The following is a 25,653-nucleotide window of genomic DNA, read 5'->3' as shown; positions in this document are numbered from 1 at the left end:
TATGAGGGCAATATTTAAGACAGACCGTGGAAAAGTCCGCCAGCACAATGAAGATAATGGCGGAATCTTTAAGAACTCGGAAGGCGTTCGCCTTGCCATCGTTGCAGATGGCATGGGCGGCCACCGTGCCGGGGATGTAGCCAGTGCAATGACGATAGACCTTCTGAAAAAGGGCTGGGAAGTATCCAACGGAATCGAAACGGCAAATGATGCCGAAGATTGGCTTAAGCAGCAAATCTTCACGGTCAATCAGTTGCTTTTTGAACATGCAGAAGCGAATACGGAATGTAAGGGCATGGGGACCACCATTGTTGCGGCCATTTGCACCGACAAGTTTGCCACCATTGCCAACATCGGGGACAGCCGGTGTTATTTGTATAATGAGAGCGGTTTTAAGCAGGTCACGGAAGATCACTCACTCGTTAACGAATTGGTCCGTTCCGGTCAGATTTCGAAAGAAGATGCCGAAAACCATCCACGGAAAAATGTTTTATTACGAGCCTTGGGGACAGAAATGCAAGTGGAAATGGACATTATGACGGTCATCTTCGAAGAAAATGATTTACTATTGCTTTGTTCGGATGGATTGACGAATAAAGTGAGTGAACTGGAACTGGAAGAAACGGTAACCAATGCACAGTCACTTGAAGAAAAGGCGAATTCATTAATAGATAAGGCCAATCACTACGGTGGGGAAGATAATATCACCCTTGTGCTTGTTCAATTTACTGAAGAAAGTGAAAGCAGGTGAATTGAATGTTGATTGGTAGAAGAATCAACGGCCGTTATAAACTGATCGAGATGGTCGGCGGCGGCGGTATGGCGAATGTTTACCTTGCAAGGGATATGATCTTGGATAGGGATGTTGCATTGAAAATACTTCGCATGGATTTTAATAATGACGAAGAGTTCATCAAGCGCTTCAATCGGGAAGCCCAATCGGCAACCAGTTTGGCCCATCCCAATATCGTAAGCATTTATGATGTTGGTGAAGAAGATTCCATCTATTATATTGTAATGGAATACGTTGACGGTTTTACACTTAAGCAATACATACAAAAATATTATCCAATCCCAGTTGATGAAGCTTTGGATATCATGAGGCAAATCACGGCAGCGATTTCCCATGCCCATCATAATGGGATCATCCACCGTGACATCAAGCCACAGAACATTTTGATTGATAAAGAAGGAACCGTCAAGATTACGGACTTTGGCATTGCATTGGCCCTAAGTGCAACAAACATAACGCAAACCAACGCAGTCTTGGGCTCGGTACATTATTTATCTCCGGAACAGGCCAGAGGCGGTATGGCAAATAAGAAATCGGACATTTATTCACTTGGCATCGTCATGTTTGAATTGTTGACGGGGAGATTGCCTTTTTCGGGTGAATCAGCCGTGTCGATAGCTCTTAAACATTTACAATCGGAAACTCCTTCGCCAAAACGCTGGAACTCTGAAATACCCCAGAGTGTGGAAAATATTATCTTGAAAGCGACAGCCAAAGATTCATATTACCGCTATGAGAGCGTGGACTCGATGGAAGATGATATACGGACGTCACTTAATCCGGAGCGTTCAAATGAACTGCCTTTTGCGATTCCCGAAGACCATGATGCAACAAAAGCCATCCCTGTCATTACGGATGATCAGCTTTCAAGCATCGATGAGACAATCATAAGGGGTCCTGAAAAAAATACTTTAGTTTATGCGGACGATGAGGAAAGTGAATCAGAAGCAGAGAGTAAATCGAAAAAGAAACAGAAGAAACAAAAGAAACAGAAAAAACAAAAAAACAAGTCGGAACACAAAGGTAAAAAACGAAAGAACATGCCTGCAATCTTGGTGTCCACCTTTTTAGTTCTCGCACTGCTTGCTGTTTTATCTGTCACTGTTTTACCTCCCCTCCTTGTCTCGAAGGAAGTGACGATCCCTGACCTTAAAGGGGAAGAATTGGATGACGCCATTACTGAATTGCTTGAATTGGATTTGGTCATTGGAGATACGATCGAGATTGAAGATGAAGAGGTTGAAGCTGGTCTTGTTATCAAAACCAACCCTAAGGAAGGTAAGACGGTGAAGGAAGGCGCAGAAATCGATATTTATCAAAGCGTTGGTAAAGAGACGATTTCATTGTCCAGCTATGAAGGTCGAGATTACTCAGATGTTAAATCCCTGCTTGATAAAATGGGATTCAAAAACATAAGCGTGACTGAAAAATATGATGACAGTGCAGCCGGCACGATCATAGATCAATCGCCTTCGGGTGCCACTGAAGTCGTACCATCCGAAACGGAGCTTGAGCTGACGGTCAGTAAAGGGGAAGATCTGCTGAGTTTGAAGAACTTAACGGGGTTCAATGAAGCTGGCCTTAATGATTATTCAAGCGAAAGTGGAATAAAGATTGATGTCGAAGAAGAAATCTATCACGATTCCGTGGCAGAGGGGCTAGTCATTTCCCAGTCACCCGAACCTGATACGAAGGTGGAAAAGGGCAGTACAGTGAAAGTGGTCATTTCAAAAGGGAAAGAAGAAATTCCTCCCAAGAGTGTAACGGAGGAAGTCAAAATCGAGTATGATCCGGTTGAGCCAGGCAAAGCGCAAAAAATCCAAATTTTCATCGAGGATATCAACAATAGCATGACTGAGCCTAAAGAAACATTCTTTATCGTGGAAGATGCCAAGAGAACGATCGAATTAACGGTTTCCCCGGATAAGAAAGCAGGATATAAAGTCATGCGGGACAATCAGGTCATCATCGACCAAGCCGTTTCATATCCAGAATAAATCTAAGAATTAGGAGTGTGGTTATGCCCGAAGGAAAAATTATCAAAGCATTAAGTGGATTTTATTATGTGCTTGATGGTGAAGAGGTCTATCAATGCCGCGGACGGGGTGTGTTCAGGAAGAATAAGGTAACGCCCCTTGTAGGTGATTATGTGGTTTTTGAAGCGGAAAATAAAACGGACGGGACCGTGACCGAAATAAAACCGCGAAAGAATGAATTGATTCGTCCGCAAATCTCGAATGTAGATCAGGCGATCCTTGTCTTTTCAGCAGTAGAACCTGATTTCAGTCCAGCCTTGCTTGATCGATTTCTTGTATTGATCGAGGATAACGAAATCGAACCGATTATCGTCGTGACGAAACTGGACTTGGTTACAGCCGATAACCAAAAGAAATTGTCTCAGTATATCAAGGACTATCAGAAACTTGGCTATACTGTACTTGAGACATCTTCAGTTACCGCTGGAGGAATTGAAGAATTAGTGCCGTATTTAGAAGGAAAAACCAGTGTATTTGCCGGTCAGTCCGGGGTTGGGAAATCGTCTTTGCTGAATGCAATCAATCCAGAATTGGCTTTAAAGACGGATGATATTTCTTCACACCTGGGACGCGGGAAGCATACGACCCGGCACGTTGAGTTGATTCATATTGGCTCTGGACTTGTCGCGGATACTCCAGGGTTCAGTTCACTTGAATTCATGGAAATGGAAGCTGAACGGCTATCCTATTGCTTCCCGGAAATGCATAAGCATGGGGAAGACTGTAAATTCAGGGCCTGTCTGCACGATAAAGAACCGAAATGTGCAGTGAAGGAAGCGGTTGATTCCGGGGAAATCCCACGTTATCGATATGAGCATTATATGCAATTCTTAGAAGAAATAAGAGATAGAAAGCCGAGGTATTAAAATGGTTAAAATCGCACCATCCATTTTATCAGCTGACTTTGCAAAATTGGGAGAAGAAATTCTTGATGTGGAAAGGGGCGGAGCGGATTTGATCCATGTGGATGTCATGGATGGGCATTTCGTGCCGAATATAACGATAGGCTCACTAATTGTTGATGCTATCCGCCCAGTAACGAAGCTTCCGCTTGATGTTCATTTAATGATCGAACAACCTGATCGTTATATCGAGGCCTTTGCGAAAGCGGGAGCCGATTATATTACTGTACATGTCGAGGCCTGCACACATTTGCATCGGACGGTTCAATTGATTAAATCTTTTGGTGTAAAGGCAGGCGTGGTGCTTAATCCAGCCACTCCGGCTTCCTTGATACAACCTATAATCGAAGATATTGACATGGTATTGTTGATGACGGTCAATCCGGGTTTTGGCGGCCAAAAGTTCATTAAATCCGTTCTGCCCAAAATTGCCGAAGTGAAGGCGATGGCAGGAAAGTATAATCAAAATCTCGAAATAGAGATTGATGGTGGAGTAAATGAAGAAACGGCTAAACTATGTATTGAACAAGGGGCGACAATCCTGGTGGCCGGCTCGGCAATATATAATCAGGAAGATCGACACGCAGCGATTCAAAAGATTCGGGGAAAGTGATATAAGCCGACACTATCATATTCGTATGATGGTGATCGGCTTTTTTCATCAATTAAACTAGGACACCTTGGATATGATTATATATGGAAAAGGATGATTTCGATGATTATCAGTATAATGGCTGGAGGTCCGGAATGTTTTTGGCCGGATCTGACATGGTATAAGGAGAAGACAGATCTTTGGGTCGGGGTTGACAGAGGAGTATGGTCTCTGCTTGAAAAAGGTATCGAACCTAAGTACGGTTTTGGGGATTTTGATTCAGTTTCGGAAGATGAATACCAGAAGATTGAGCAAAAGCTGGAACAAATCAATCTATATTCTTCGGAAAAGGATGAAACGGATTTAGAGATCGCATTTAAATGGGCAATAGGGCAAAAGCCAAGAGAAATTCACATTCTGGGCGCAACAGGGGGAAGAATGGACCATTTTCTCGGGAATATCCAGCTGCTCCAAAAAGAAAGTGTCCTCCCTCATCATGGCGATATGGATATATACATAGTCGATCGGCAAAATATAATCACAGTAAAGACAGCAGGTTCATATGAGGTCACTGATTTGAAAGATAAGAAATATTTGTCATTGCTCCCCGTAACGGCTGAAGTCACCGGCATTACACTTTCGGGTTTCAAATATCCGCTGGACGATGCAAGCTTGGAAATAGGTTCGACGCTTTGCATCAGCAATGAACTAATTTCCGAATCTGGGAATGTTTCATTTGAGAAAGGCATATTAATGGTGATAAGAAGCAGTGATTAAAATTCATGCTTAGAGCAGATTCGGATATAATTACGATCATCCTATATCCGCTTAAAAGCTTATGTTGTAATAGAAAAATTCCACTTCATCTTTAATTGTGGGATGCAAAGAGGAGGGGCATGATGAAATTTTATACGATTAAATTGCCAAAAGTTCTGGGCAGTTTGGTAAGGGCTATGCTCGGAGCGTTTAAAAAAGGCTGATACTTATCTCCATGACACCTCTCAAATTAAGGGAGGTGTTATTTTTCGGTAAAAAGGGCGGCCATCCATTAATGGGTGAAGGCATCCTTTCTTGATGCAGACTAGAACTGATCAAAGATTGAAACCATCCCCATTAAATACCGGCCATTACAAGTAAAAAGGCATCCTAAGAGGATGCCGTAACATTATACGCGTTCTACTTTGCCCGATTTAAGAGCTCTTGCAGAAACGTATACACGTTTAGGTTTACCGTCAACTAAAATACGTACTTTTTGAAGGTTAGCGCCCCATGTACGCTTGCTAGCGTTCATTGCGTGAGAGCGGCTGTTACCAGAACGAGTTCTTCTTCCAGTGATTACACATTTACGTGCCATGTCAAATTCCCTCCTAACTACAACAAGCTTAAGTTTTTCGCAGTCGTCTTAAGTCTTTGTAAAATACTTTAATAATTTATCATACCTACCGTTAGAATGCAATACTTCAGTTAATTACTTTCAAGAAAAAAACCTTGACATACATACTTCAAAATTGAATTATATAGAGTACCGTAAGACATTTACTTTTAAAACCAAAGACATTATAGTAAAATGTCTTTAGTTGATTTGATTTTTGGGAGGGAAAAGAAAATGTCTATCGAATTACAAACGAAGTATGGACAAATTGATATCTCTAATGATGTTATCGCTACTGTAGCAGGCGGCGCAGCCGTGGATTGCTACGGAATTATAGGAATGGCTTCCAAAAAACAATTTAAAGACGGCATTGCCGAAATTCTAAGAAAAGAAAACTTTACTAAGGGTGTAATTGTCCGTCAAGAAGAGGAAGAAGTTCATATCGATATGTATATTATCGTAAGTTATGGAACGAAAATCTCGGAAGTTGCACATAATGTGCAATCAAAGGTAAAGTACACTCTGGACAAAACTGTAGGATTAGCTGTTGATTCCGTTAACATTTTTGTACAGGGAGTTCGTGTGACGAACCCTTAAGTATAGGAGGAAAGTTTGTGTCAATTACAAGTTTGAACGGTAAGCGCTTTGCAGAAATGATCATTCAAGGTGCCAACCATTTAGCGGCTAATGCCCAAATGGTTGATGCGTTGAATGTTTTCCCTGTTCCGGATGGAGATACAGGAACGAATATGAATTTATCGATGACTTCGGGAGCGAAGGAAGTGCAAAATAACGTCCAGGAACACATCGGGAAAGTGGGTGCGTCCCTTTCAAGAGGACTGCTAATGGGTGCACGCGGCAATTCGGGAGTTATCCTTTCGCAACTGTTCCGCGGTTTTGCTAAAGCGATTGAACATAAATCGGAAATCAATAGTGAAGAATTTGCCCAAGCTTTTGAAGCAGGGGTTCAGACAGCTTATAAAGCCGTTATGAAACCTGTTGAAGGAACCATTTTAACGGTTGCCAAAGATGCAGCCAAGCAAGCGGTTTCATCAGCAGCAAAGCATATAGACCTTATTCAGGTAATGGAAGAAATCGTTACGGAGGCCAATGCTTCATTAAAACGCACACCTGATCTTCTTCCAGTCTTAAAAGAAGTGGGAGTCGTAGATAGCGGCGGGCAAGGGTTGGTGTTCGTATATGAAGGTTTCCTTGCTGAACTGAAAGGTGAAGCCCTTCCAGTCCGATCTGCAAATGGTCCAAGCATGGATGACATGATCAGTGCCGAACATCACATGAATGTACAAGGGCATATGAACACGGAAGATATCGTGTATGGCTACTGTACGGAATTCATGGTCCGATTGGAAAGTGAAAAACTTGCCAATAAATCATTTGATGAAGAAAAATTCAGAAATGATTTAAGTGAATACGGAGATTCTTTACTAGTCATCTCAGATGATGAAGTCGTTAAAGTACATATTCACTCTGAACAGCCTGGCACGTGCCTGAATTATGGACAGCAATATGGTAGTTTAATAAAAATGAAAATCGATAATATGCGTGAACAGCATACTGCGATTGTAGGTGAGACGAATACACCGCTTCAAACTAAACCGTCCACCAAAGAGAAGTACGCTGTAGTGTCAGTGGCGATGGGGTCTGGCATCAGCGAATTATTCAAAAGCATCGGCGCTAAGTCCGTCATCGAAGGCGGGCAAACGATGAATCCTAGCACGGAAGATATCGTTAAAGCTGTCGAAGGGGCATATGCAGATCATGTGATCATCTTGCCCAACAATAAAAATATCATCATGGCGGCCAATCAGGCTGCAGATGTACTTGGGGATCATGTGACTGTCATTCCAACGAAAACAGTACCACAGGGAATGGCTGCATTGTTGGCTTTCAACCCTTCACTTGATGCCGAAGAGAATAAAAAAGCGATGATCGAAGCCCTTTCGCATGTGAAAACGGGCCAGATTACTTATGCTGTCCGGGATACCAACATTGACGGTCTTGCAATCGAGACCGGGGACTTCATGGGAATTGCTGAAGGCACCATCAAGGTGAAGGATAAAGACATGACTAAAGCGGCACAAGATCTTCTCTCCGATATGATTGACGAAGATTCAGAAATCCTTACCATTTTATATGGCGAAGATGCCACTGCTGAAGATGTCGAGAGCCTTGTTGTGTTTTGTAATGAGAATTTCGAAGACGTTGAAGTTGAAGTCCATAATGGGAAACAACCTTTATATTCTTTCATTTTTTCAATTGAATAAGTAGAGAACCATGAAGATAAGGGAGACCTATTCGTCACAATGTTTGGAGGATCCCGAAAAATATAAAAGGCAATAAACTGCATATGTCATTAGGCTATGCAGTTTTATTTTTATGAAAAGAAGGATTATGGACAGCATAATTGTAATTACAATATATCAGGCTTTATTATTAAACTGACTCCCAGTGAATAGAAGGAGGAGCTAATCATGAAATTTAGAAGTGTATTCGATATAATTGGTCCTGTTATGATCGGCCCCTCTAGTTCCCATACAGCAGGAGCTGCAAGGATCGGTAGGGTTGCCAGGAATTTATTCGACCGGGAACCGAAATGGGCCCATATTTCTTTTTACGGATCGTTTGCCAAAACCTATAAAGGCCATGGAACGGATGTAGCCATTGTAGGAGGCTTACTTGATTTTGATACATTTGATGAGAGAATCAAAGAATCGCTGGAATTAGCACGCAAAAAGAAAATGAAAATTACATTTCGAGAAGAAGAGGCGGTACCGGAACATCCAAATACAGCAAAAATAACAGTTGGTGATGATGATGGTGAACTGGAACTTGTCGGAATATCGATTGGCGGGGGAAAAATCGAAATCGTCGAATTGAACGGGTTTAAATTGAGGCTGTCCGGGCACAACCCTGCCATACTCGTCGTTCATGATGATCGATTTGGTGCCATTGCCAATGTTTCAAACATATTAGCCAAGCATCAAATCAATATTGGCCAAATGGAGGTCTCCCGAAAAGAGAAAGGGAAGATGGCCTTGATGACGATCGAAGTGGACCATAACCTGGAGGATCATGTCATCGCTGAAATTACAGCACTCCCCAACATCACTCAAGTAGCAAGGATTGTGGATTGATAGAGCAATCGTTTCCACTTAGGAAGGAGAAGAAATCATGTTTCGAAATGTAGCGGAATTAGTAGAATTAGCTGAATCAAAGCAGAAAAAAATTTCAACGCTGATGATAGAGCAGGAAATGGAAGTAACGGGAAAAAGCCGTGAAGAAATCATCCGCCAGATGGGAGTCAACCTGGATGTAATGGAACAGGCAGTTGAAAAAGGACTTCAAGGTGTACGGTCCGTTTCCGGCCTGACGGGAGGAGATGCAGTCCTTCTTCAAAATTACATTAAATCAGGAAATTCCTTATCCGGTGAACTGCTGTTGGATGCGGTAAGCAAAGCCGTGGCAACAAATGAAGTGAACGCAGCCATGGGAACGATTTGTGCGACACCGACTGCCGGATCAGCTGGTGTTGTGCCAGGGACCCTTTTTGCTGTGCAAAATAAATTAAAACCGAATCGGGATCAGAAAATTGAGTTCCTATTTACAGCAGGGGCGTTTGGTTTTGTAGTAGCGAATAATGCTTCTATCTCTGGAGCCGCAGGGGGCTGTCAGGCGGAGGTCGGTTCTGCTTCGGGTATGGCAGCGGCAGCCATCGTTGAAATGGCAGGAGGGACACCGGCCCAAAGTGCAGAAGCGATGGCAATCACATTAAAGAACATGCTTGGTCTTGTGTGTGATCCTGTTGCTGGGCTTGTGGAGGTGCCTTGTGTGAAGCGTAATGCCATGGGTGCAGCCAATGCCATGGTTGCAGCAGATATGGCGTTAGCGGGTATCACAAGCCGCATACCGTGTGATGAAGTGATTGATGCAATGTACAAAATCGGGCAAACGATGCCATCGGCTCTTAGGGAAACTGCACAAGGAGGTTTAGCGGCTACACCGACTGGGCGGGAGTTGGAAGCGAAAATCTTTGGCTTACCGCTAAATAAGAAGTGAACTCGGCTTTACGGGAACCCATAACAGCAGTAAAAGGCATTGGGGCCGAAACGGCAGCAGCATTGGGGGAAATGGAGATCCATACCGTCGCGGATCTCCTTGAGCACCTCCCATATCGCTATGAAGATTACCGATTGAGGGATTTAGAAACGGTCGAGCATGATGAGCGGGTTACTGTCGAAGGCAAAGTTCATACGGTACCAACGTTAGGGTACTTCGGAAAGAAAAAATCCAGGCTTACGATTAAAGTTTTGACTGGGAGATATTTAATAAATGTCATTTTTTTTAACCAGCCCTACCTGAAGCCAAAGCTTGCGATAGGCGAAACCGTAACGGTAACAGGAAAGTGGGATCGTCATCGCCAAACCATTACAGGTTCGGAATGCCATGTTGGTGATCGTAGCAGGGAAAAAGAGTTCGAACCGGTGTACACGGTGAAGGGCAGCATTACTGTCAAAGGGCTCCGCCGCTTTATCTCCAATGCATTTTCTGAATATGGGACAATGATAGAAGAAAATCTGCCCCCGCAATTATTGGCATCATACAAACTGATGCCGCGTAACGATGCTTTTCGAACCATGCATTTCCCTCAATCGGCAAATGAGGTGAAAAAGGCCCGACGCCGTTTTGTGTATGAAGAATTTTTATTGTTTCAACTTAAAATGCAGGCACTTCGTAAAGTGCAGCGGGAGCAGTCAAAAGGAATAGGACAGGAATTTGACATGGAGCGGCTGGAAGCCTTTGTTGAAACCCTCCCATTTCCTTTGACGAACGCTCAGAATAGGGTCGTCGAGGAAATCCTGAATGACATGAAATCTCCCTACAGGATGAATCGTCTGCTTCAAGGGGATGTCGGGTCTGGGAAAACGGTGGTTGCCGCCATATGCCTGAAGGCGACGATTACAGCAGGTTTCCAAGGTGCACTTATGGTCCCGACGGAAATCTTGGCTGAGCAGCATACACAATCGCTGAAGGCCATGTTGGAACCGAGTGGAGTAAAGGTCGCATTGTTGACAAGTTCGGTAAAAGGCAAAAAGCGCAAGGAACTATTGCAAATGCTGGAATCCGGGGAGCTGGATCTTTTGATAGGAACTCATGCATTGATTCAAGATGAAGTGAATTTCTGGAACTTAGGCCTTGTCATAACGGATGAACAACATCGTTTCGGAGTGGAACAGCGCCGCATCCTTCGTGAAAAAGGTACAAATCCAGATGTACTTTTCATGACGGCTACACCAATTCCGCGAACACTCGCAATTACAGTGTTTGGGGAAATGGACGTTTCGACAATCGATGAAATGCCTGCCGGGCGTAAAGCGATAGAAACCTATTGGGCGAAACACCAAATGCTTGATCGGATCTTAACCTTTGTCGAAAAGGAATTAAAGAAAGGGAGGCAGGCTTACGTCATCTGTCCATTGATTGAGGAGTCGGAGAAACTCGATTCTTTACAGAATGTTCTTGATGTTCATGCAATGCTGACACAATACTTTGCTAACAGGTACAAAGTGGGTCTTATGCATGGACGGCTGCCTGCGGATGAAAAAGAAGAAGTGATGCAGCAGTTCAGTGCCAATGAAGCACAAATCCTTGTTTCCACGACGGTCGTCGAGGTTGGGGTGAATGTTCCAAATGCAACGGTAATGGTCATTTATGATGCGGAGCGCTTTGGGCTTTCACAGTTGCATCAGCTACGCGGAAGGGTTGGACGGGGGAGCGATCAGTCCTTTTGCATCCTGCTGGCTGATCCGAAAACGGAAGTCGGCAAAGAGCGTATGAAAATCATGACTGAGACAAATGATGGTTTTGCCCTTTCCGAAAAAGATTTGGAACTTCGTGGCCCCGGGGACTTCTTCGGTAAAAAACAAAGCGGCCTTCCCGAGTTCAAGGTAGCCGACATGGTCCATGATTACAGGACCTTGGAAGTGGCAAGGATGGATGCTGCAAAATTGATCGCCTCCCAAAGCTTTTGGCATTCCCCGGAGTATGCACCTTTGCGGGACTATTTGGAGGGAACGGGAGTATTTACGGGAGAAAAGCTGGACTGAACTGAATAAAAAACCAATAGCAGATTGTGAGATTTTACGCTATATCTTGCAATCTGTTTTTAAAATATATATACTACTATTAGTACCTAGTCATAATACTACGGATGGTGACCTTCAAATGCGAAGAAATAAGAAGGAACGCCAGCAATTATTAATCGAAACGATTAAACAGAATCCTTTTGTAACGGATGAGGAGCTGGCTGAAAAATATTCGGTGAGCGTCCAGACCATTAGGCTTGACCGTCTTGAATTATCGATACCGGAACTGCGTGAACGTATTAAAAGCGTGGCCGAGAAAAAATTCAGTGACGAAATCAGGGCATTGCCTTTGGATGAAATCATCGGGGAAGTAATTGATCTTAATTTAGATGATAATGCAATTTCGATTTTGGATATAAATAAAGAGCATGTCTTTAAGCGCAATGGAATCGCAAGGGGACATCACCTTTTTGCCCAAGCAAATTCATTGGCTGTGGCAGTCATAAATGATGAATTGGCATTAACTGCGAAAGCATCCATTTTATTTACCCGTTCTGTAAAGGAAAATGAAAGAGTGGTAGCTAAAGCGAGGGTTAAAAACGTGGACCACACCAACGATCGTTCCGTGGTGGAGGTTAGAAGCTACGTAGGTAATGAACTGGTTTTTAAAGGCGAGTTCGAAATGTATCGCTCTTAACTTGCTAGTAAAGGATGAAAGAAAATGAAGATAACGATAGATGCAATGGGTGGCGATAATGCTCCCAAGGCACAGGTTTTGGGAGCGATGAAAGCTGTCGAGACTTTTCCCGATGTGGAAATCACCTTGATAGGCAATGAATCCGAGATTAACCAATACTTAGCGAAACACGGCCGAATAAGAGTTATACATACTGATGAAAAAATATTAAGTACCGATGAACCTGTTCGTGCGGTTCGCCGCAAGAAAAGTGCCTCGATGGTATTGGCTGCACAGCAAGTGGCTGACGGAGAAGCGGATGCATGCATTTCTTCAGGCAATACGGGGGCGCTAATGGCTGCAGGTTTGTTTGTGGTCGGAAGGATAGAAGGCATTGAACGTCCGGCATTGGCTCCCACCCTGCCGACAATCGATGGCAAAGGTTTTGTACTACTGGATGTAGGCGCGAACTCCGATGCGAAACCGGAGCATCTCCTTCAATTCGCCATAATGGGGTCTGTTTATGCCCAAAAAGTGCGGGGAATCGAAAAGCCCCGTGTCGGATTACTTAATATCGGAACAGAAGAAAAAAAAGGGAACGAACTGACTAAGCATGCCTTTACATTATTGCAGCAATCATCGGAGATATCCTTTATAGGTAACGTAGAGGCAAGGGACCTCCTAAACGGAGCGGCGGATGTTGTCGTGACGGACGGCTTCACGGGAAATATGGTGTTAAAGACGCTTGAAGGTACTGCTATGGGCGTATTCAAAATGGTGAAAGAGGCCTTGATGAGCAACCTCAAGAGTAAGTTGGCTGCAGCAATGGTAAAGCCTGAACTAAAAGTCATAAAAAATAAAATGGATTACTCGGAGTATGGCGGTGCTGGCCTCTTCGGTTTGAAGGCACCTGTCATTAAGGCACATGGTTCTTCAGATGCGAATGCGGTCTATAATGCAATACGCCAGACTCGCGATATGGTTGGAAATGACGTCATATCGACAATTGCGGAGACAATAGAAAAACAATAATAATTCATAGGGGCAGGGGAGTAACAGATGGGTAAAATTGCTTTTGTCTTTCCAGGACAAGGATCACAATCAATAGGAATGGGGCATGGCTTATTTCAGGAAAACGAGCGTGCTCAGCAAATTTTTCGATCAGCAGATGAAAAACTTGATTTTCCGCTTTCGGAATTGATCTTTAATGGCACACAACAAGAATTAACGGTGACTTATAATGCTCAGCCAGCTTTATTGACCACGAGTTATGCTTTTGTCAAGGAGTTGGAAGAAGCAGGGATCAAACCCGATTATACTGCCGGGCACAGTTTAGGTGAATATACGGCATTAGTGGCATCTGGTGCAATTTCTTTTGAAGATGCCGTTTATACAGTGCGCAAGCGTGGTGAATTCATGGAAGCTGCGGTACCGAATGGTCAAGGCTCAATGGCCGCGATTTTGGGAATGGAACGTGAAGCTCTATCTGAAGTCACTTCTGAAATTACGTCCACAGGTGAATCCGTTCAATTGGCCAATATTAATTGTCCAGGGCAAATCGTCATTTCAGGCACCTCCGAAGGGGTTAAACTTGCAAGTGCAAAAGCCAAGGAAAATGGGGCTAAAAGGGCTCTTCCTCTTGAAGTGAGTGGACCGTTCCATTCGGAATTAATGAAACCGGCAGCAGAAAAGTTACAGGGTGTCCTCGATGAGGTAAGCTTCAAACAGGCAGAAATTCCTGTCATTTCAAACGTAACGGCTAAGCCCATTACAGCACCTGCCGAAATAAAAGAGAAATTAATCGAACAGCTGTATTCACCGGTCCTTTGGGAGGACAGTGTGAAAAATCTACTTGAATTGGGCGTGGATACGTTCATCGAGGTAGGCCCAGGGAAAGTGTTGGGCGGATTGATAAAGAAAATTGATCGTTCCGTTCAAATTCATTCGGTATCCGATATAGATACTCTAACTAAAACAATTGAAACATTGAAGGGGGTACAAGCATGATCCTCGAAGGTAAAAAAGCACTTGTAACGGGAGCTTCACGAGGTATTGGCAGGGAAGTTGCATTGGAACTTGCCCGTCAGGGAGCAGACGTTGCCATTAACTATTCCGGCAGTGAAGCTAAAGCGAATGAAGTGGTCGATGAAATCAAGGCATTGGGCCGTAAAGCATTCGCCATCCAATGCGATGTTGCAAATAGTGAATCAGTGACAAACATGATCAAAGAGGTCGTCGAACAATTTGACAGAGTGGATATCCTGGTTAATAATGCCGGCATTACACGTGATAACCTATTGATGCGCATGAAAGAAGATGAATGGGATTCTGTGATCAATACGAATCTTAAAGGCGTATTCCTATGCACAAAAGCTGTTACAAGGCAAATGATGAAGCAGCGCAGCGGCAGGATCATCAATATGGCATCGATCGTCGGCGTCAGCGGAAATGCAGGGCAGGCTAATTATGTAGCGGCTAAAGCCGGTGTCATCGGTTTGACTAAAACGACGGCAAAGGAACTTGCTTCAAGAGGCATTACGGTCAATGCGATTGCCCCAGGTTTCATCTCAACGGATATGACTGGAGAATTGCCTGAAGACGTCCAAAAAGCCATGCTGGACCAAATTCCGCTTGCACGTTTCGGTGACCCTAAAGATATTGCTGCAGTGGCGTCTTTCCTTGCTTCCGATGCAAGCAAATATATGACTGGGCAAACACTTCATGTAGATGGCGGCATGGTCATGTAAGTTTTCTTTGATTTTTTTCGAAATTAATTTATAATGTCTTGAGGGGAGGTGAACACATTGGCAGATGTATTAGAAAGAGTAACTAAAATCGTTGTAGATCGTTTGAACGTAGAAGAATCAGAGGTAAAACTTGAAGCTTCTTTCAAAGAAGATCTTGGTGCCGATTCCCTTGATGTAGTTGAACTAGTCATGGAATTCGAAGACGAGTTTGATATGGAAATTTCGGACGATGACGCTGAAAAAATCGCCACAGTAGGTGATGCTGTGAATTACATACAAAGCACTATGTAATGAATTGTCATTTGACTAAAAGCTCCGTTTTTTAACGGGGCTTTCTCTTATTGCTTAAAGAAGTTTGATTCAGCCGCAGATAACGGAATGAGCATGTTCACGGGTATGCTCCGCCTGCATGGCAGTGGTCTTTTGCCTTTAGTTTTCTTTAAGCGGATAATAATGTATGATGGTACATAGGAAAGCTTGACAGGAATTCCTGCCAGGTTTCTTTTTATATATTGGAAAAATATGCTTTTTGAACCGTGGAGGGTTTTGTGTGATGCGTAGGAACGGAAATAATCGTAAACCATCAATCAAGGAAAATAAATTTAAACAGTTGCAAGAAAATCTGGGTTTTCATTTTAAAGATGAAAATTTATTGAAACAAGCTTTTACACATTCATCTTATGTGAATGAGCATCGCCGTAAGCCTTATGAAGATAATGAAAGGCTTGAATTCTTGGGGGACGCTGTACTTGAACTGACCATCTCTAAATACTTATATCAAAAATATCCGATGATGAGCGAAGGTGAACTCACCAAACTAAGGGCAGCCATTGTGTGTGAGCCTTCACTTGTTGCTTTTGCCAATAGCCTTTCTTACGGGGAATATGTATTACTCGGAAAAGGGGAAGAAATGACAGGCGGAAGAGAACGCCCTGCCATGCTTGCGGATGTATTCGAAGCCTATATTGGTGCTTTGTACCTTGATCAAGGATTAGAGCCAGTTGTGCAGTTTTTGAAGAAGGTCGTGTTTCCGAAGATAGACGAGGGTGCTTTTTCTCATGTGATGGATTATAAGAGCCAGCTTCAGGAGCTTATCCAGCGCGATGCCATCGGTGTCCTGCAATATAAGATCTTGCAGGAAAAAGGACCGGCCCATAATCGGGAGTTTGTTTCGACGGTCTCCCTGAATGGGGAAGAACTTGGCTCTGGAATAGGAAAGTCCAAAAAAGAAGCGGAGCAGCATGCAGCCGAGCATGCATTGATCGTTTTAAAAGAAAAAAATCAACAAGATAGTTGAACAGTAGAGGGGGAAAGGTCATGTTCCTCAAACGTTTGGACGTTGTAGGATTTAAATCTTTCGCAGAGAAAATTTCGATTGATTTTGTACCTGGTGTCACGGCAGTGGTTGGACCAAACGGAAGCGGTAAAAGTAATGTGACCGATGCAGTCCGGTGGGTCCTTGGAGAGCAGTCTGCGAAATCACTGCGTGGAGCAAAAATGGAAGATATCATCTTTTCGGGAAGTGACACGAGGAAAGCGTTGAATTTTGCGGAAGTATCATTGACCCTTGATAACGAGACCAATTCCCTGCCGATTGACTTTCATGAAGTCAGTGTGACAAGAAGGGTATATAGATCGGGAGAAAGTGAATTTTTCATTAATAATCAAGGTTGCCGTCTGAAAGACATCATAGACCTTTTCATGGATTCCGGTCTTGGGAGAGAAGCGTTTTCCATCATCAGCCAAGGGAAAGTGGAAGAAATCCTTAGCAGTAAGGCTGAAGAAAGACGAGTGATTTTTGAAGAAGCAGCCGGTGTCCTGAAGTATAAAACGAGGAAACGAAAAGCGGAATCGAAGCTGACGGAAACACAGGATAACTTAAACCGTGTCCATGATATCCTCCATGAATTGGAGGGGCAGGTGGAGCCGTTAAAAATTCAGTCTTCCCTCGCCAAGGAATTTTTGGCGAAGAAAGATGAACTAGAGCAAATAGAAGTGGCTTTAACCGTTTTTGAAATAGAAGAGCTTTATGAAAAATGGGAAAAACTATCACAGGAACTTGAAAAACATAATGAAATGGAACAGGAAATGGCAGGACAGCTTCATGACAGGGAAGCGCATCTCAAAAAGCTAAGGGATAGTCTTGCGACGCTTGAGACATCGATCAATGGCCTTCAGGAGATTCTCCTGAATGCCAGCGAAGAACTTGAAAAGCTTGAAGGCCGTAAAGAAGTTTTGAAAGAACGGAAAAAAAATGCCGCCCAAAACAAGTCACAGCTGGAAAAAGCGATTGTGGAAGGTGAGGCCGCTGTCGAGCGTTTGTCTTTGCAAAAGGAAAGGGAAACGGAAATCCTGTATGCACTGAACTTGGAAGTGAAAGGGATTTCTGAAACCTTACATGAAAAACAAAAAAGCCTGGGACTATTCAATAGTGATATCGAAGCGATGATCGAAGCGAAAAAGAGTGACTATATCGAGTGGTTGAACAAGCAGGCCTCGGCCAAAAACGAAAAACAATACCTGCTCCAGCAGCTAGCGCAGCAGGAACATAAAAATGCAAAACTTGATATGGAAAATGAAAAGTTCTTAACCGAAAGAATGGATATCACTGCTAAAAAAATGGAATATTCACAGCTGATGGACAATATGACCAAGCAGCTTGAAGAGCATGTCGCTTATTTCCGAAATCAGCAGAATAAATTGAATGCGGCAAAAGATACGTATCAAAAACAAGAAACCACCCTTTATAAGGCCTATCAATTCCTTCAACAGGCAAAATCGCGTAAGGAACTGCTTGAAGAAATGGAAGATGATTATGCAGGCTTCTTTCAGGGTGTAAAAGAGGTTTTGAAAGCGAAAGAAACCCTTCGAGGCATTGAAGGGGCAGTTGCGGAATTGATAAAGGTTCCAAAGGAATATGAAACGGCCATTGAAACGGCTTTGGGCGGAGCGATGCAGCATGTTGTCGTGGAACGCGAAGAGCATGCGCGGGAAGCCATTTCCTTCTTGAAGAAAAATAGGTATGGGCGTGCGACGTTCTTGCCTTTATCAGTCATAAAGGCGAGGGAGATATCAGCTAACCAATTGTCGATGCTTAAGGGGCATTCAGCTTTTGTAGGGACGGGTTCCTCATTGATCCAATATGACGATAGGCATGCAGCGATTGCTGAAAACCTGTTAGGGACCGTGATTATCACCACAGATTTAAAAGGTGCAAATGACCTGGCGAAAATGATGCAGCACCGTTTCCGCTTCGTGACACTTGAAGGGGATATCGTCAATCCAGGTGGTTCAATGACTGGCGGAGCATTAAAGCAAAAAACGACCTCCCTGCTTTCAAGGAAAACGGAATTGGAAGAACTCCAACAAAAACTTGCTGCCATGGAAGTTAAAACGAATCAGCTGGAAAAGCAAGTCAAACAGCTCAAAGTGGATGTGGGTGTTCAAGAGCAAACGCTTGAACAAACCAGAAAAACGGGAGAGAGACTTCGATTACAAGAACAAACCCTTAAGGGCCAACTCCGTGAAGTGGAGCTGCAGGAAAGAAATGTGAATGAACGGCTGCATCTTTATGATTTGGATAAAAATTCATATTTGGAAGAACAACAGCAAAAAACGGCAAGACTTGAAGAGCTGGAAGATCTTTTGGAATCATGTAAATCGGAAATTGAAGGGCTGGACCGATTGATTTCCGATATGACCGAACAAAAGCAATCACAACAATCTTCAAAAGAGAGCCTTGCTGAAGAAACGAATGAACTGAGGGTAATGCTGGCTTCCAAACGTGGCCAGCTGCAAAACCAAAAAGAGAAGATGGAACGCATTGAATCGGATCTTTCTAAGGAAACAAGCAGGCTTGCCGAAAACAAAGATGATTTAGGGCTCCTGACCAATGAAATGACAGACAGTTCAAGCGGGGAAGAGTCCTTGGAGGATATGGCTCAGCAGAAATTGCTCGATAAAAATGGAGCAATTGAAGGAATCACCATAAAAAAACAGGAAAAAAACGAACTTCTAATGGAAGTTGAAACCCTTGAACTGTCTTTGAAAGAAGAAAATCGACTTTATAGAGGCATTGTCGAAGTGATAAAGGATGAAGAAGTGAAATTAACTCGTCTGGATGTCGAACTGGAAAATCGCCTCGACCACTTGAGAGAAGAATATACCCTTTCCTTTGAAGGTGCTAAAGAACAGTATCCATTGATGATGCCTGCAGACGAAGCTCAAAAAAGGGTGAAGCTCATCAAGCTTGCAATCGAGGAACTGGGGACGGTGAATTTAGGTGCAATTGATGAATACGCACGTGTAGCTGAACGCTATGAATTCCTTCTTAGTCAAAAGGAAGACCTTCAACAGGCAAAAGATACATTATTCCAAGTCATCGATGAAATGGATGATGAAATGAAGCGGCGCTTTGCGGATACCTTCTATTCGATCCGTAAAGAATTCGAACAAGTCTTCAAAGCTTTATTTGGCGGAGGCAGAGCGGAGCTGAAACTGACGAATCCTGATGATTTATTAAATACAGGGGTAGATATCATTGCACAGCCTCCTGGAAAAAAACTGCAAAATTTGAGCCTCTTATCCGGCGGAGAACGAGCATTGACAGCCATAGCCCTTTTATTCTCCATTCTAAAAGTGCGTCCTGTTCCTTTCTGTATCCTTGACGAAGTCGAGGCAGCGCTTGATGAGGCGAATGTCGTCCGTTTCAGCCAATTCTTAAGGAAGTTCAGCAGGGAAACGCAGTTCATCGTGATTACTCACCGCAAAGGCACGATGGAAGAGGCGGATGTCCTATATGGCATTACGATGCAGGAGTCAGGCGTCTCCAAACTTGTTTCCGTCCGGATGGAAGAATCAGAAAACTTTATTGAAGTTTAAAATTCATGAATTAGAGGAAGTGGGACAATGAGTTTTTTCAAAAAGCTAAAAGAGAAATTTACGACACAGGAAGAAAAAGAAAAATCAGTTGAAGCAGAAGTATCCATTGGGGAAAAATTCAAGCAAGGTTTGACAAAGACGAGGAATTCCTTTACTGGAAGAGTTAATGAACTTGTTGCCCGTTATCGGAAAGTGGATGAGGACTTTTTTGAAGAACTTGAAGAAATCCTGATACAGGCTGATGTAGGCTTTGATACTGTGATGGCATTGATTGATCAATTAAAAATGGAAGTCAAGCTTCGCAATATCTCTGATACGAGGGAAGTGCAGTCCGTTATTTCCGAAAAGCTTGTTGAAATCTACCAAGGTGATGATGAAGCGACTTCAAGCCTGAATATACAAGAAGAAGGTTTGACGGTCATTTTGTTTGTAGGGGTTAATGGGGTAGGTAAAACGACGACCATTGGTAAACTTGCCCATAAATTCAAAACGGAAGGAAAATCTGTCGTATTGGCTGCAGGGGATACCTTCCGTGCCGGTGCGATTGAACAGCTTGAGGTTTGGGGAGAGCGTGTCGGTGTCAGTGTAATCAAACAGGGTGAAGGCTCTGACCCGGCAGCTGTCATGTTCGACGCCATTCAGGCCGCCAAGGCACGAAAGGCGGATATCCTGATCTGTGACACTGCCGGTCGCTTGCAGAATAAAGTGAATTTAATGAAGGAATTGGAAAAGGTGAAACGTGTAATTGAACGTGAAGTACCAGGTGCACCACACGAGGTGCTGCTTGCCCTTGATGCTACGACTGGGCAAAATGCCCTTATTCAGGCCAAGACATTCAAGGAAGCGACAAATGTTTCCGGTATTGTTTTAACAAAGCTTGATGGCACCGCAAAAGGTGGAATTGTTTTGGCAATTCGCAATGAATTGGCCATTCCCGTTAAATTTGTCGGGCTAGGTGAAAAGATGGATGATCTACAGGAATTCGATGCTGAGAAATATGTTTATGGCCTTTTTGCTGATATCATCGATAAAGAAGAGGTTTAAGGAAAAATTGTAAGCCGGAAGAGATGATTCTCTTCTGGTTTTTTTTACAATGATAATTGGGGGAACAATTGCAGAAAGGTCCAAAAAAGAGGCGGAAAAAGAAAAAAATTATGCTTTGCAAACACGTGGTAAGGAGTTTGACTTGACATCAAATAAACAAGGCTTTACAATATAAACTTGTAAAGGGTTTTCACTTAACAGCAGGGAGGCTTGCTAAGATGCTTGAAAAGACAACGCGGATTAATTATTTGTATGACTTTTACCAATCGTTGTTAACAGAGAAGCAGCAGAGCTACATGTCCCTCTACTATCTGGATGATTACTCTCTTGGCGAGATTGCCGATGAATACGAAGTCAGTAGGCAGGCAGTCTATGATAATATAAAAAGAACAGAAGCGATGCTTGAGGAATATGAAGCAAAGCTATTGTTATTTCAAAAATTTCAAGAGCGTAACCAGTGGATTGCGAATATGAAGGGACTCATAGAAAAGGAATCCTTTTCAAAAGAGAAGCTGCTAGACGCAATCACAACGCTTGAGAAGTTGGATTAGGAGGCGGCAATATGGCATTTGAAGGATTGGCCGACCGACTGCAGAGCACGATGCAAAAGATCCGTGGAAAAGGGAAGGTCAACGAAGCGGACGTTAAAGAAATGATGCGTGAAGTTCGATTGGCCCTGCTTGAAGCGGATGTAAACTTTAAAGTCGTGAAGGATTTTGTAAAACGTGTCAGTGAACGTTCGGTAGGTCAGGAAGTGCTGAAAAGCTTAACCCCCGGTCAACAGGTAATTAAAGTAGTTAAGGAAGAATTGACTGAGCTGATGGGCGGCGAACAGAGCAAGATTGCCGTAGCCTCGAAACCACCGACTGTCATTATGATGGTAGGTCTTCAGGGTGCTGGTAAAACGACGACCACCGGAAAGCTTGCCAATCTTCTTAGAAAAAAATACAACCGCAAGCCATTGCTCGTTGCGGCTGATATTTACCGTCCGGCGGCGATTAAGCAGCTTGAAACACTTGGCAAACAATTAAGCATGCCTGTTTTCTCCCTTGGGGACCAGGTCAGCCCTGTTGAAATTGCCAAACAGGCAATTGAAAAAGCTAAGGAAGAACATCATGATTATGTGTTGATTGATACCGCAGGCCGTCTTCATGTGGATGAAAACTTGATGGGCGAACTGAAGGATATCAAAGAGTTGACAAAACCTGATGAAATCTTCCTGGTTGTCGATGCGATGACAGGTCAGGATGCGGTCAATGTAGCCCAAAGCTTCAATGAACAGCTAGGCCTGACAGGAGTCGTATTAACGAAACTTGATGGGGATACACGTGGTGGTGCGGCGCTTTCAATTCGTTCAGTCACCGACACGCCGATTAAATTCGTCGGTATGGGTGAAAAATTGGATGCACTTGAAGCGTTCCATCCAGAACGGATGGCGTCAAGGATCCTCGGCATGGGTGATGTATTGACCCTTATCGAAAAAGCACAGGCCAATGTAGATGAAGAAAAAGCGAAAGAATTAGAGAAAAAGATGCGTACAGCCACTTTTACCTTTGATGATTTTCTTGATCAGCTTGGTCAGGTGCGGAATATGGGACCGCTTGATGATATTCTGAAAATGATTCCCGGTGCGAATAAAATGAAAGGGATGGACAACCTTCAGATCGATGAGAAACAGATCGGTCATGTTGAAGCTATCATCCGTTCAATGACAACGCATGAAAAGGAACATCCGGAAACCATGAATGCATCCCGCAAGAAACGGATTGCAAAAGGAAGCGGCAGATCGATTCAAGAAGTAAACCGTCTACTGAAGCAATTCGAAGAAATGAAAAAGATGATGAAACAGGTTACGAACATGCAAAAAGGAAAGAAAAAGGGATTCAAATTCCCGTTCATGTAAGGTTTATTTTAGGAAGAAACTGAGGCGAAATACGGGTCAACGCCATGTATTTCAACACTTTTTTTACCTGTTAAGAAAAAAACCTTTACAAACATGCAAGACATTTGATATTATACTATCTTGTGTGAAACTATTCGGAGGTGCTTATTTAAAATGGCAGTAAAAATTCGCTTAAAACGTATGGGAGCTAAAAAGTCTCCTTTCTATCGTATTGTAGTTGCAGATTCTCGTTCACCACGTGACGGACGTTACATTGAAGTGGTAGGAACTTATAACCCGGTTGCTCAACCAGCTAAAGTTGAAATCAACGAAGAGCTTGCTCTTAAATGGTTACAAGATGGAGCTAAACCATCTGATACAGTTCGTAACTTATTCTCTACACAAGGCATCATGGAAAAATTCCATGTTGCAAAAAACAGCAAGTAATCGACGGTAGTTGATGAAAGCACTGATTGAAACGATTGTTTCAGCACTTGTGGATTATCCGGAAGAGGTCATCGTGACCTCCAAGGAAGAATCCGACCGGATCGTTTATATCCTCTCAGTTCATAAAGAGGACATGGGCAAGGTGATCGGTAAACAAGGGCGTGTTGCTAAGGCGATTCGGACTGTGGTATATGCAGCAGGATCTTCACAGCAGAAGAAAATCTATTTGGAGATTTCCGAATAAGGAGGGTTAATACCCCTCCTTTTTTTGTACTTCAAGAAAGTGAAATTTCGACTTGGATCCTAATTGAATAGACCCGGACTTTAAACTTTACGCCTTTTTAAGACGCATCTTTTACCGATTTACGTTATACTTAAGAGAATGACCCCCATTTCAAAAAGATTACCCCATCATACATATTTTTTGAAGGAAATAAGAAATCATAGATAATAGGAGGTGCTGGAATGAAAATTCTCCAAAATGTAATCGTTAACCAAGTATTAACGGAATCCAGCAAGAATCAGCTCCTCGAGAAATACAAGTCAAAACGCCTTCAGCTTCAAAAAGAGAGTGAACAGCTTCGCTTTGAACTGAAAAAACTTGAAAAAACAAGAACTCTCCAACCTGCTAGTCTCCGTGCTCATTTTGAAAAAGAAATAAACCAGAGGCAAGAAAAAATTAAACTGCTTGAATTTCAAATGGAGCAGTTGGAGATCCTTCCCGCAGGTAGTGAATTGAAGGAACGGGAAGTTCAAAGTATCATTGATGTGGAAATTGGGGCAGATTGGGACGAAATCATGGCAACGAAGACCATTGTCATTAAAGATGGAATCGTCTCGGAAATTCGTTAGAGGTGAAAGAATGGAAAAATGGTTTAATGTAGGTAAAATTGTCAACACACATGGTCTTTTAGGAGAAGTCCGTGTTATTTCTTCAACAGACTTTCCAGAAAAACGATACAAAGTGGGAAATACTCTGTATTTGTTCAGGGACACGGAGAAAAAACCTTTGCCCCTCATCATCAGGTCGCATCGCACACATAAAAACTTTAACCTATTGACGTTCGAGAATTATTATAACGTCGGACAGGTCGAGGCTTTTAGAAACGGGGTCCTGAAAGTGAAGGAAGCACAGCTTGGTAAATTGGACGAAGGTGAGTTCTACTTCCATGAAATCATCGGCTGTTCGGTATTTACGGATGAAGGCATGGAAGTTGGGGAAATCGTTGAGGTTCTCACGCCTGGGGCCAATGATGTTTGGGTCATTAAGAAAGCTGGCAGTAAGGACATCCTGATCCCGTATATTGAACAAATTGTAAAAGAAGTGGATATTTCCGCTAAAAAGGTCATCATTACACCGATGGAAGGACTTTTAGACTGATGAAAATCGATGTGCTTTCGCTTTTTCCAGAAATGTTCGAAGGGGTATTTGGTTCGTCAATCTTAAAAAAGGCTGCGGAAAAGCAGGCTGTCAGCTATAAGGTGACCAATTTTCGGGATTATGCAGATAATAAGCATTCGACGGTAGACGATTATCCTTATGGCGGCGGTGCCGGAATGGTATTAAAGGCACAGCCGATCTTTGATGCCGTGGAAGCTCTTAAAGGGCAAAGTGAGCTAACCCCAAGGGTAGTCCTGCTTTGTCCCCAGGGAGAGCGTTATACGCAGAAAAAAGCCGAAGAGTTTGCTGAAGAGGAACATCTCATTTTCATTTGCGGGCATTATGAAGGGTATGATGAGCGCATCCGGGAGCATGTCGTAACTGATGAAATATCTATTGGTGACTTTGTGCTCACTGGCGGGGAATTGGGAGCAATGGTCATTATTGACAGCGTCGTTCGCTTGCTGCCGGGCGTTTTGGGAAATGTTGACTCCCCGATCCTTGATTCCTATTCTTCTGGTTTGTTAGAGCATCCCCATTATACTAGACCTGCAGATTTCCGGGGGATGAAAGTTCCCGATCTGCTAATATCCGGGAATCATAAAAAAATCGATGAATGGCGGATGAAGGAATCTCTGCGCAGAACTTGGATTCGGCGTCCGGATTTGCTCGAAAGTTATGAACTATCGGAAGTTGAAAAAAAATTATTGTCCGAGATTAAAAAAGAAGACTGATGTCTATTGCATCGACGTTTAGAGTATGATAGGATATACCTTGTGACTTGGGCAAAATGCTC

The 25,653-nt window shown here is 43.2% G+C and carries 27 protein-coding genes; 26 read left to right on the top strand and 1 reads right to left on the bottom strand.

Going from position 1 to position 25,653, the window contains the following annotated elements:
* Position 1 precedes the first annotated feature (1 nt).
* The 6 genes from ACIQYG_RS16030 (at position 2) to spoVM (ending at position 5,303) form a co-directional block, all read left to right on the top strand.
* Positions 2–751 (top strand): Stp1/IreP family PP2C-type Ser/Thr phosphatase, encoded by a 750-nt coding sequence (locus ACIQYG_RS16030; protein ID WP_063596293.1) that lies wholly within the window; start codon positions 2–4, stop codon positions 749–751.
* A 5-nt stretch (positions 752–756) separates the two neighbouring features.
* Positions 757–2,790, top strand: coding sequence for a Stk1 family PASTA domain-containing Ser/Thr kinase (pknB, locus tag ACIQYG_RS16025; protein ID WP_402839602.1), 2,034 nt, complete (start codon positions 757–759; stop codon positions 2,788–2,790).
* A gap of 23 nt (positions 2,791–2,813) precedes the next feature.
* Complete coding sequence (rsgA, locus tag ACIQYG_RS16020; protein ID WP_402839599.1) at positions 2,814–3,695, top strand: ribosome small subunit-dependent GTPase A; 882 nt, start codon at positions 2,814–2,816, stop codon at positions 3,693–3,695.
* Between the two features lies 1 nt (position 3,696).
* Complete coding sequence (gene rpe / locus ACIQYG_RS16015; protein WP_402839596.1) at positions 3,697–4,344, top strand: ribulose-phosphate 3-epimerase; 648 nt, start codon at positions 3,697–3,699, stop codon at positions 4,342–4,344.
* 102 nt (positions 4,345–4,446) lie between these two features.
* Positions 4,447–5,100 (top strand): thiamine diphosphokinase, encoded by a 654-nt coding sequence (locus ACIQYG_RS16010; RefSeq protein WP_402839593.1) that lies wholly within the window; start codon positions 4,447–4,449, stop codon positions 5,098–5,100.
* Between the two features lie 122 nt (positions 5,101–5,222).
* The gene (gene spoVM, locus ACIQYG_RS16005; protein WP_034313769.1) at positions 5,223–5,303 is read left to right on the top strand and encodes a stage V sporulation protein SpoVM; all 81 of its coding nucleotides are present in this window, start codon (positions 5,223–5,225) and stop codon (positions 5,301–5,303) included.
* Positions 5,304–5,488: 185 nt separating this feature from the next.
* Here the strand turns inward: spoVM and rpmB are convergent, their stop codons facing one another.
* A complete protein-coding gene (gene rpmB / locus ACIQYG_RS16000) occupies positions 5,489–5,677 on the bottom strand; it encodes a 50S ribosomal protein L28 (RefSeq protein WP_034313767.1) in 189 nt (62 codons plus the stop codon).
* Positions 5,678–5,929: 252 nt separating this feature from the next.
* Between rpmB and ACIQYG_RS15995 the strand changes: the two genes are divergently transcribed.
* The 20 genes from ACIQYG_RS15995 (at position 5,930) to trmD (ending at position 25,591) form a co-directional block, all read left to right on the top strand.
* Positions 5,930–6,292, top strand: a complete 363-nt coding sequence (locus ACIQYG_RS15995; protein WP_048684651.1) for an Asp23/Gls24 family envelope stress response protein — start codon at positions 5,930–5,932, stop codon at positions 6,290–6,292.
* Between the two features lie 17 nt (positions 6,293–6,309).
* Positions 6,310–7,980, top strand: coding sequence for a DAK2 domain-containing protein (locus tag ACIQYG_RS15990; RefSeq protein WP_402839590.1), 1,671 nt, complete (start codon positions 6,310–6,312; stop codon positions 7,978–7,980).
* A gap of 207 nt (positions 7,981–8,187) precedes the next feature.
* Positions 8,188–8,850, top strand: coding sequence for an L-serine ammonia-lyase, iron-sulfur-dependent subunit beta (sdaAB, locus tag ACIQYG_RS15985; protein ID WP_098371044.1), 663 nt, complete (start codon positions 8,188–8,190; stop codon positions 8,848–8,850).
* A 37-nt stretch (positions 8,851–8,887) separates the two neighbouring features.
* The gene (gene sdaAA / locus ACIQYG_RS15980) at positions 8,888–9,772 is read left to right on the top strand and encodes an L-serine ammonia-lyase, iron-sulfur-dependent, subunit alpha (RefSeq protein ID WP_402839585.1); all 885 of its coding nucleotides are present in this window, start codon (positions 8,888–8,890) and stop codon (positions 9,770–9,772) included.
* Positions 9,769–11,820, top strand: coding sequence for an ATP-dependent DNA helicase RecG (recG, locus tag ACIQYG_RS15975; RefSeq protein ID WP_402839582.1), 2,052 nt, complete (start codon positions 9,769–9,771; stop codon positions 11,818–11,820). Before sdaAA ends, recG begins: the two co-directional genes overlap by 4 nt.
* A 118-nt stretch (positions 11,821–11,938) precedes the next feature.
* Positions 11,939–12,496 carry a transcription factor FapR gene (fapR, locus tag ACIQYG_RS15970; RefSeq protein WP_034313744.1) on the top strand — a complete coding sequence of 186 codons (558 nt, stop codon included), beginning with the start codon at positions 11,939–11,941 and terminating at the stop codon, positions 12,494–12,496.
* Between the two features lie 24 nt (positions 12,497–12,520).
* Positions 12,521–13,507: a phosphate acyltransferase PlsX gene (gene plsX / locus ACIQYG_RS15965; protein WP_402839577.1), complete on the top strand. Its 987-nt coding sequence runs from the start codon at positions 12,521–12,523 to the stop codon at positions 13,505–13,507.
* 27 nt (positions 13,508–13,534) lie between these two features.
* Positions 13,535–14,482: an ACP S-malonyltransferase gene (fabD, locus tag ACIQYG_RS15960; protein WP_402839574.1), complete on the top strand. Its 948-nt coding sequence runs from the start codon at positions 13,535–13,537 to the stop codon at positions 14,480–14,482.
* Positions 14,479–15,222 (top strand): 3-oxoacyl-[acyl-carrier-protein] reductase, encoded by a 744-nt coding sequence (gene fabG / locus ACIQYG_RS15955; RefSeq protein WP_402839571.1) that lies wholly within the window; start codon positions 14,479–14,481, stop codon positions 15,220–15,222. Before fabD ends, fabG begins: the two co-directional genes overlap by 4 nt.
* A gap of 57 nt (positions 15,223–15,279) precedes the next feature.
* Complete coding sequence (locus tag ACIQYG_RS15950) at positions 15,280–15,513, top strand: acyl carrier protein (protein WP_034313729.1); 234 nt, start codon at positions 15,280–15,282, stop codon at positions 15,511–15,513.
* A 262-nt stretch (positions 15,514–15,775) separates the two neighbouring features.
* On the top strand, positions 15,776–16,519 hold the full coding sequence (gene rnc / locus ACIQYG_RS15945) for a ribonuclease III (RefSeq protein WP_402839568.1): 744 nt from the start codon (positions 15,776–15,778) through the stop codon (positions 16,517–16,519).
* Positions 16,520–16,539: 20 nt separating this feature from the next.
* A complete protein-coding gene (gene smc, locus ACIQYG_RS15940; RefSeq protein WP_402839565.1) occupies positions 16,540–20,103 on the top strand; it encodes a chromosome segregation protein SMC in 3,564 nt (1,187 codons plus the stop codon).
* A 27-nt stretch (positions 20,104–20,130) separates the two neighbouring features.
* Positions 20,131–21,147 carry a signal recognition particle-docking protein FtsY gene (gene ftsY / locus ACIQYG_RS15935; RefSeq protein WP_402839562.1) on the top strand — a complete coding sequence of 339 codons (1,017 nt, stop codon included), beginning with the start codon at positions 20,131–20,133 and terminating at the stop codon, positions 21,145–21,147.
* Positions 21,148–21,365: 218 nt separating this feature from the next.
* Positions 21,366–21,698 (top strand): putative DNA-binding protein, encoded by a 333-nt coding sequence (locus ACIQYG_RS15930; RefSeq protein WP_034313718.1) that lies wholly within the window; start codon positions 21,366–21,368, stop codon positions 21,696–21,698.
* An 11-nt stretch (positions 21,699–21,709) separates the two neighbouring features.
* The gene (gene ffh, locus ACIQYG_RS15925) at positions 21,710–23,050 is read left to right on the top strand and encodes a signal recognition particle protein (protein WP_034313716.1); all 1,341 of its coding nucleotides are present in this window, start codon (positions 21,710–21,712) and stop codon (positions 23,048–23,050) included.
* A gap of 153 nt (positions 23,051–23,203) precedes the next feature.
* On the top strand, positions 23,204–23,476 hold the full coding sequence (gene rpsP, locus ACIQYG_RS15920) for a 30S ribosomal protein S16 (RefSeq protein WP_048684918.1): 273 nt from the start codon (positions 23,204–23,206) through the stop codon (positions 23,474–23,476).
* Positions 23,477–23,489: 13 nt separating this feature from the next.
* Complete coding sequence (locus ACIQYG_RS15915) at positions 23,490–23,720, top strand: KH domain-containing protein (protein WP_048684915.1); 231 nt, start codon at positions 23,490–23,492, stop codon at positions 23,718–23,720.
* A gap of 221 nt (positions 23,721–23,941) precedes the next feature.
* A complete protein-coding gene (locus ACIQYG_RS15910; RefSeq protein WP_034313711.1) occupies positions 23,942–24,328 on the top strand; it encodes a YlqD family protein in 387 nt (128 codons plus the stop codon).
* A 10-nt stretch (positions 24,329–24,338) separates the two neighbouring features.
* Positions 24,339–24,857 (top strand): ribosome maturation factor RimM, encoded by a 519-nt coding sequence (rimM, locus tag ACIQYG_RS15905; protein ID WP_402839554.1) that lies wholly within the window; start codon positions 24,339–24,341, stop codon positions 24,855–24,857.
* Positions 24,857–25,591 (top strand): tRNA (guanosine(37)-N1)-methyltransferase TrmD, encoded by a 735-nt coding sequence (trmD, locus tag ACIQYG_RS15900; protein ID WP_402839551.1) that lies wholly within the window; start codon positions 24,857–24,859, stop codon positions 25,589–25,591. Before rimM ends, trmD begins: the two co-directional genes overlap by 1 nt.
* Positions 25,592–25,653: the final 62 nt, after the last annotated feature.

The organism is Peribacillus sp. NPDC096622, assembly GCF_044762665.1.
Lineage (GTDB): Bacteria > Bacillota > Bacilli > Bacillales > DSM-1321 > Peribacillus > Peribacillus frigoritolerans_B.
Note: the sequence above shows the minus strand (reverse complement) of the source record. Positions and strands in the feature narration are given on the sequence as shown.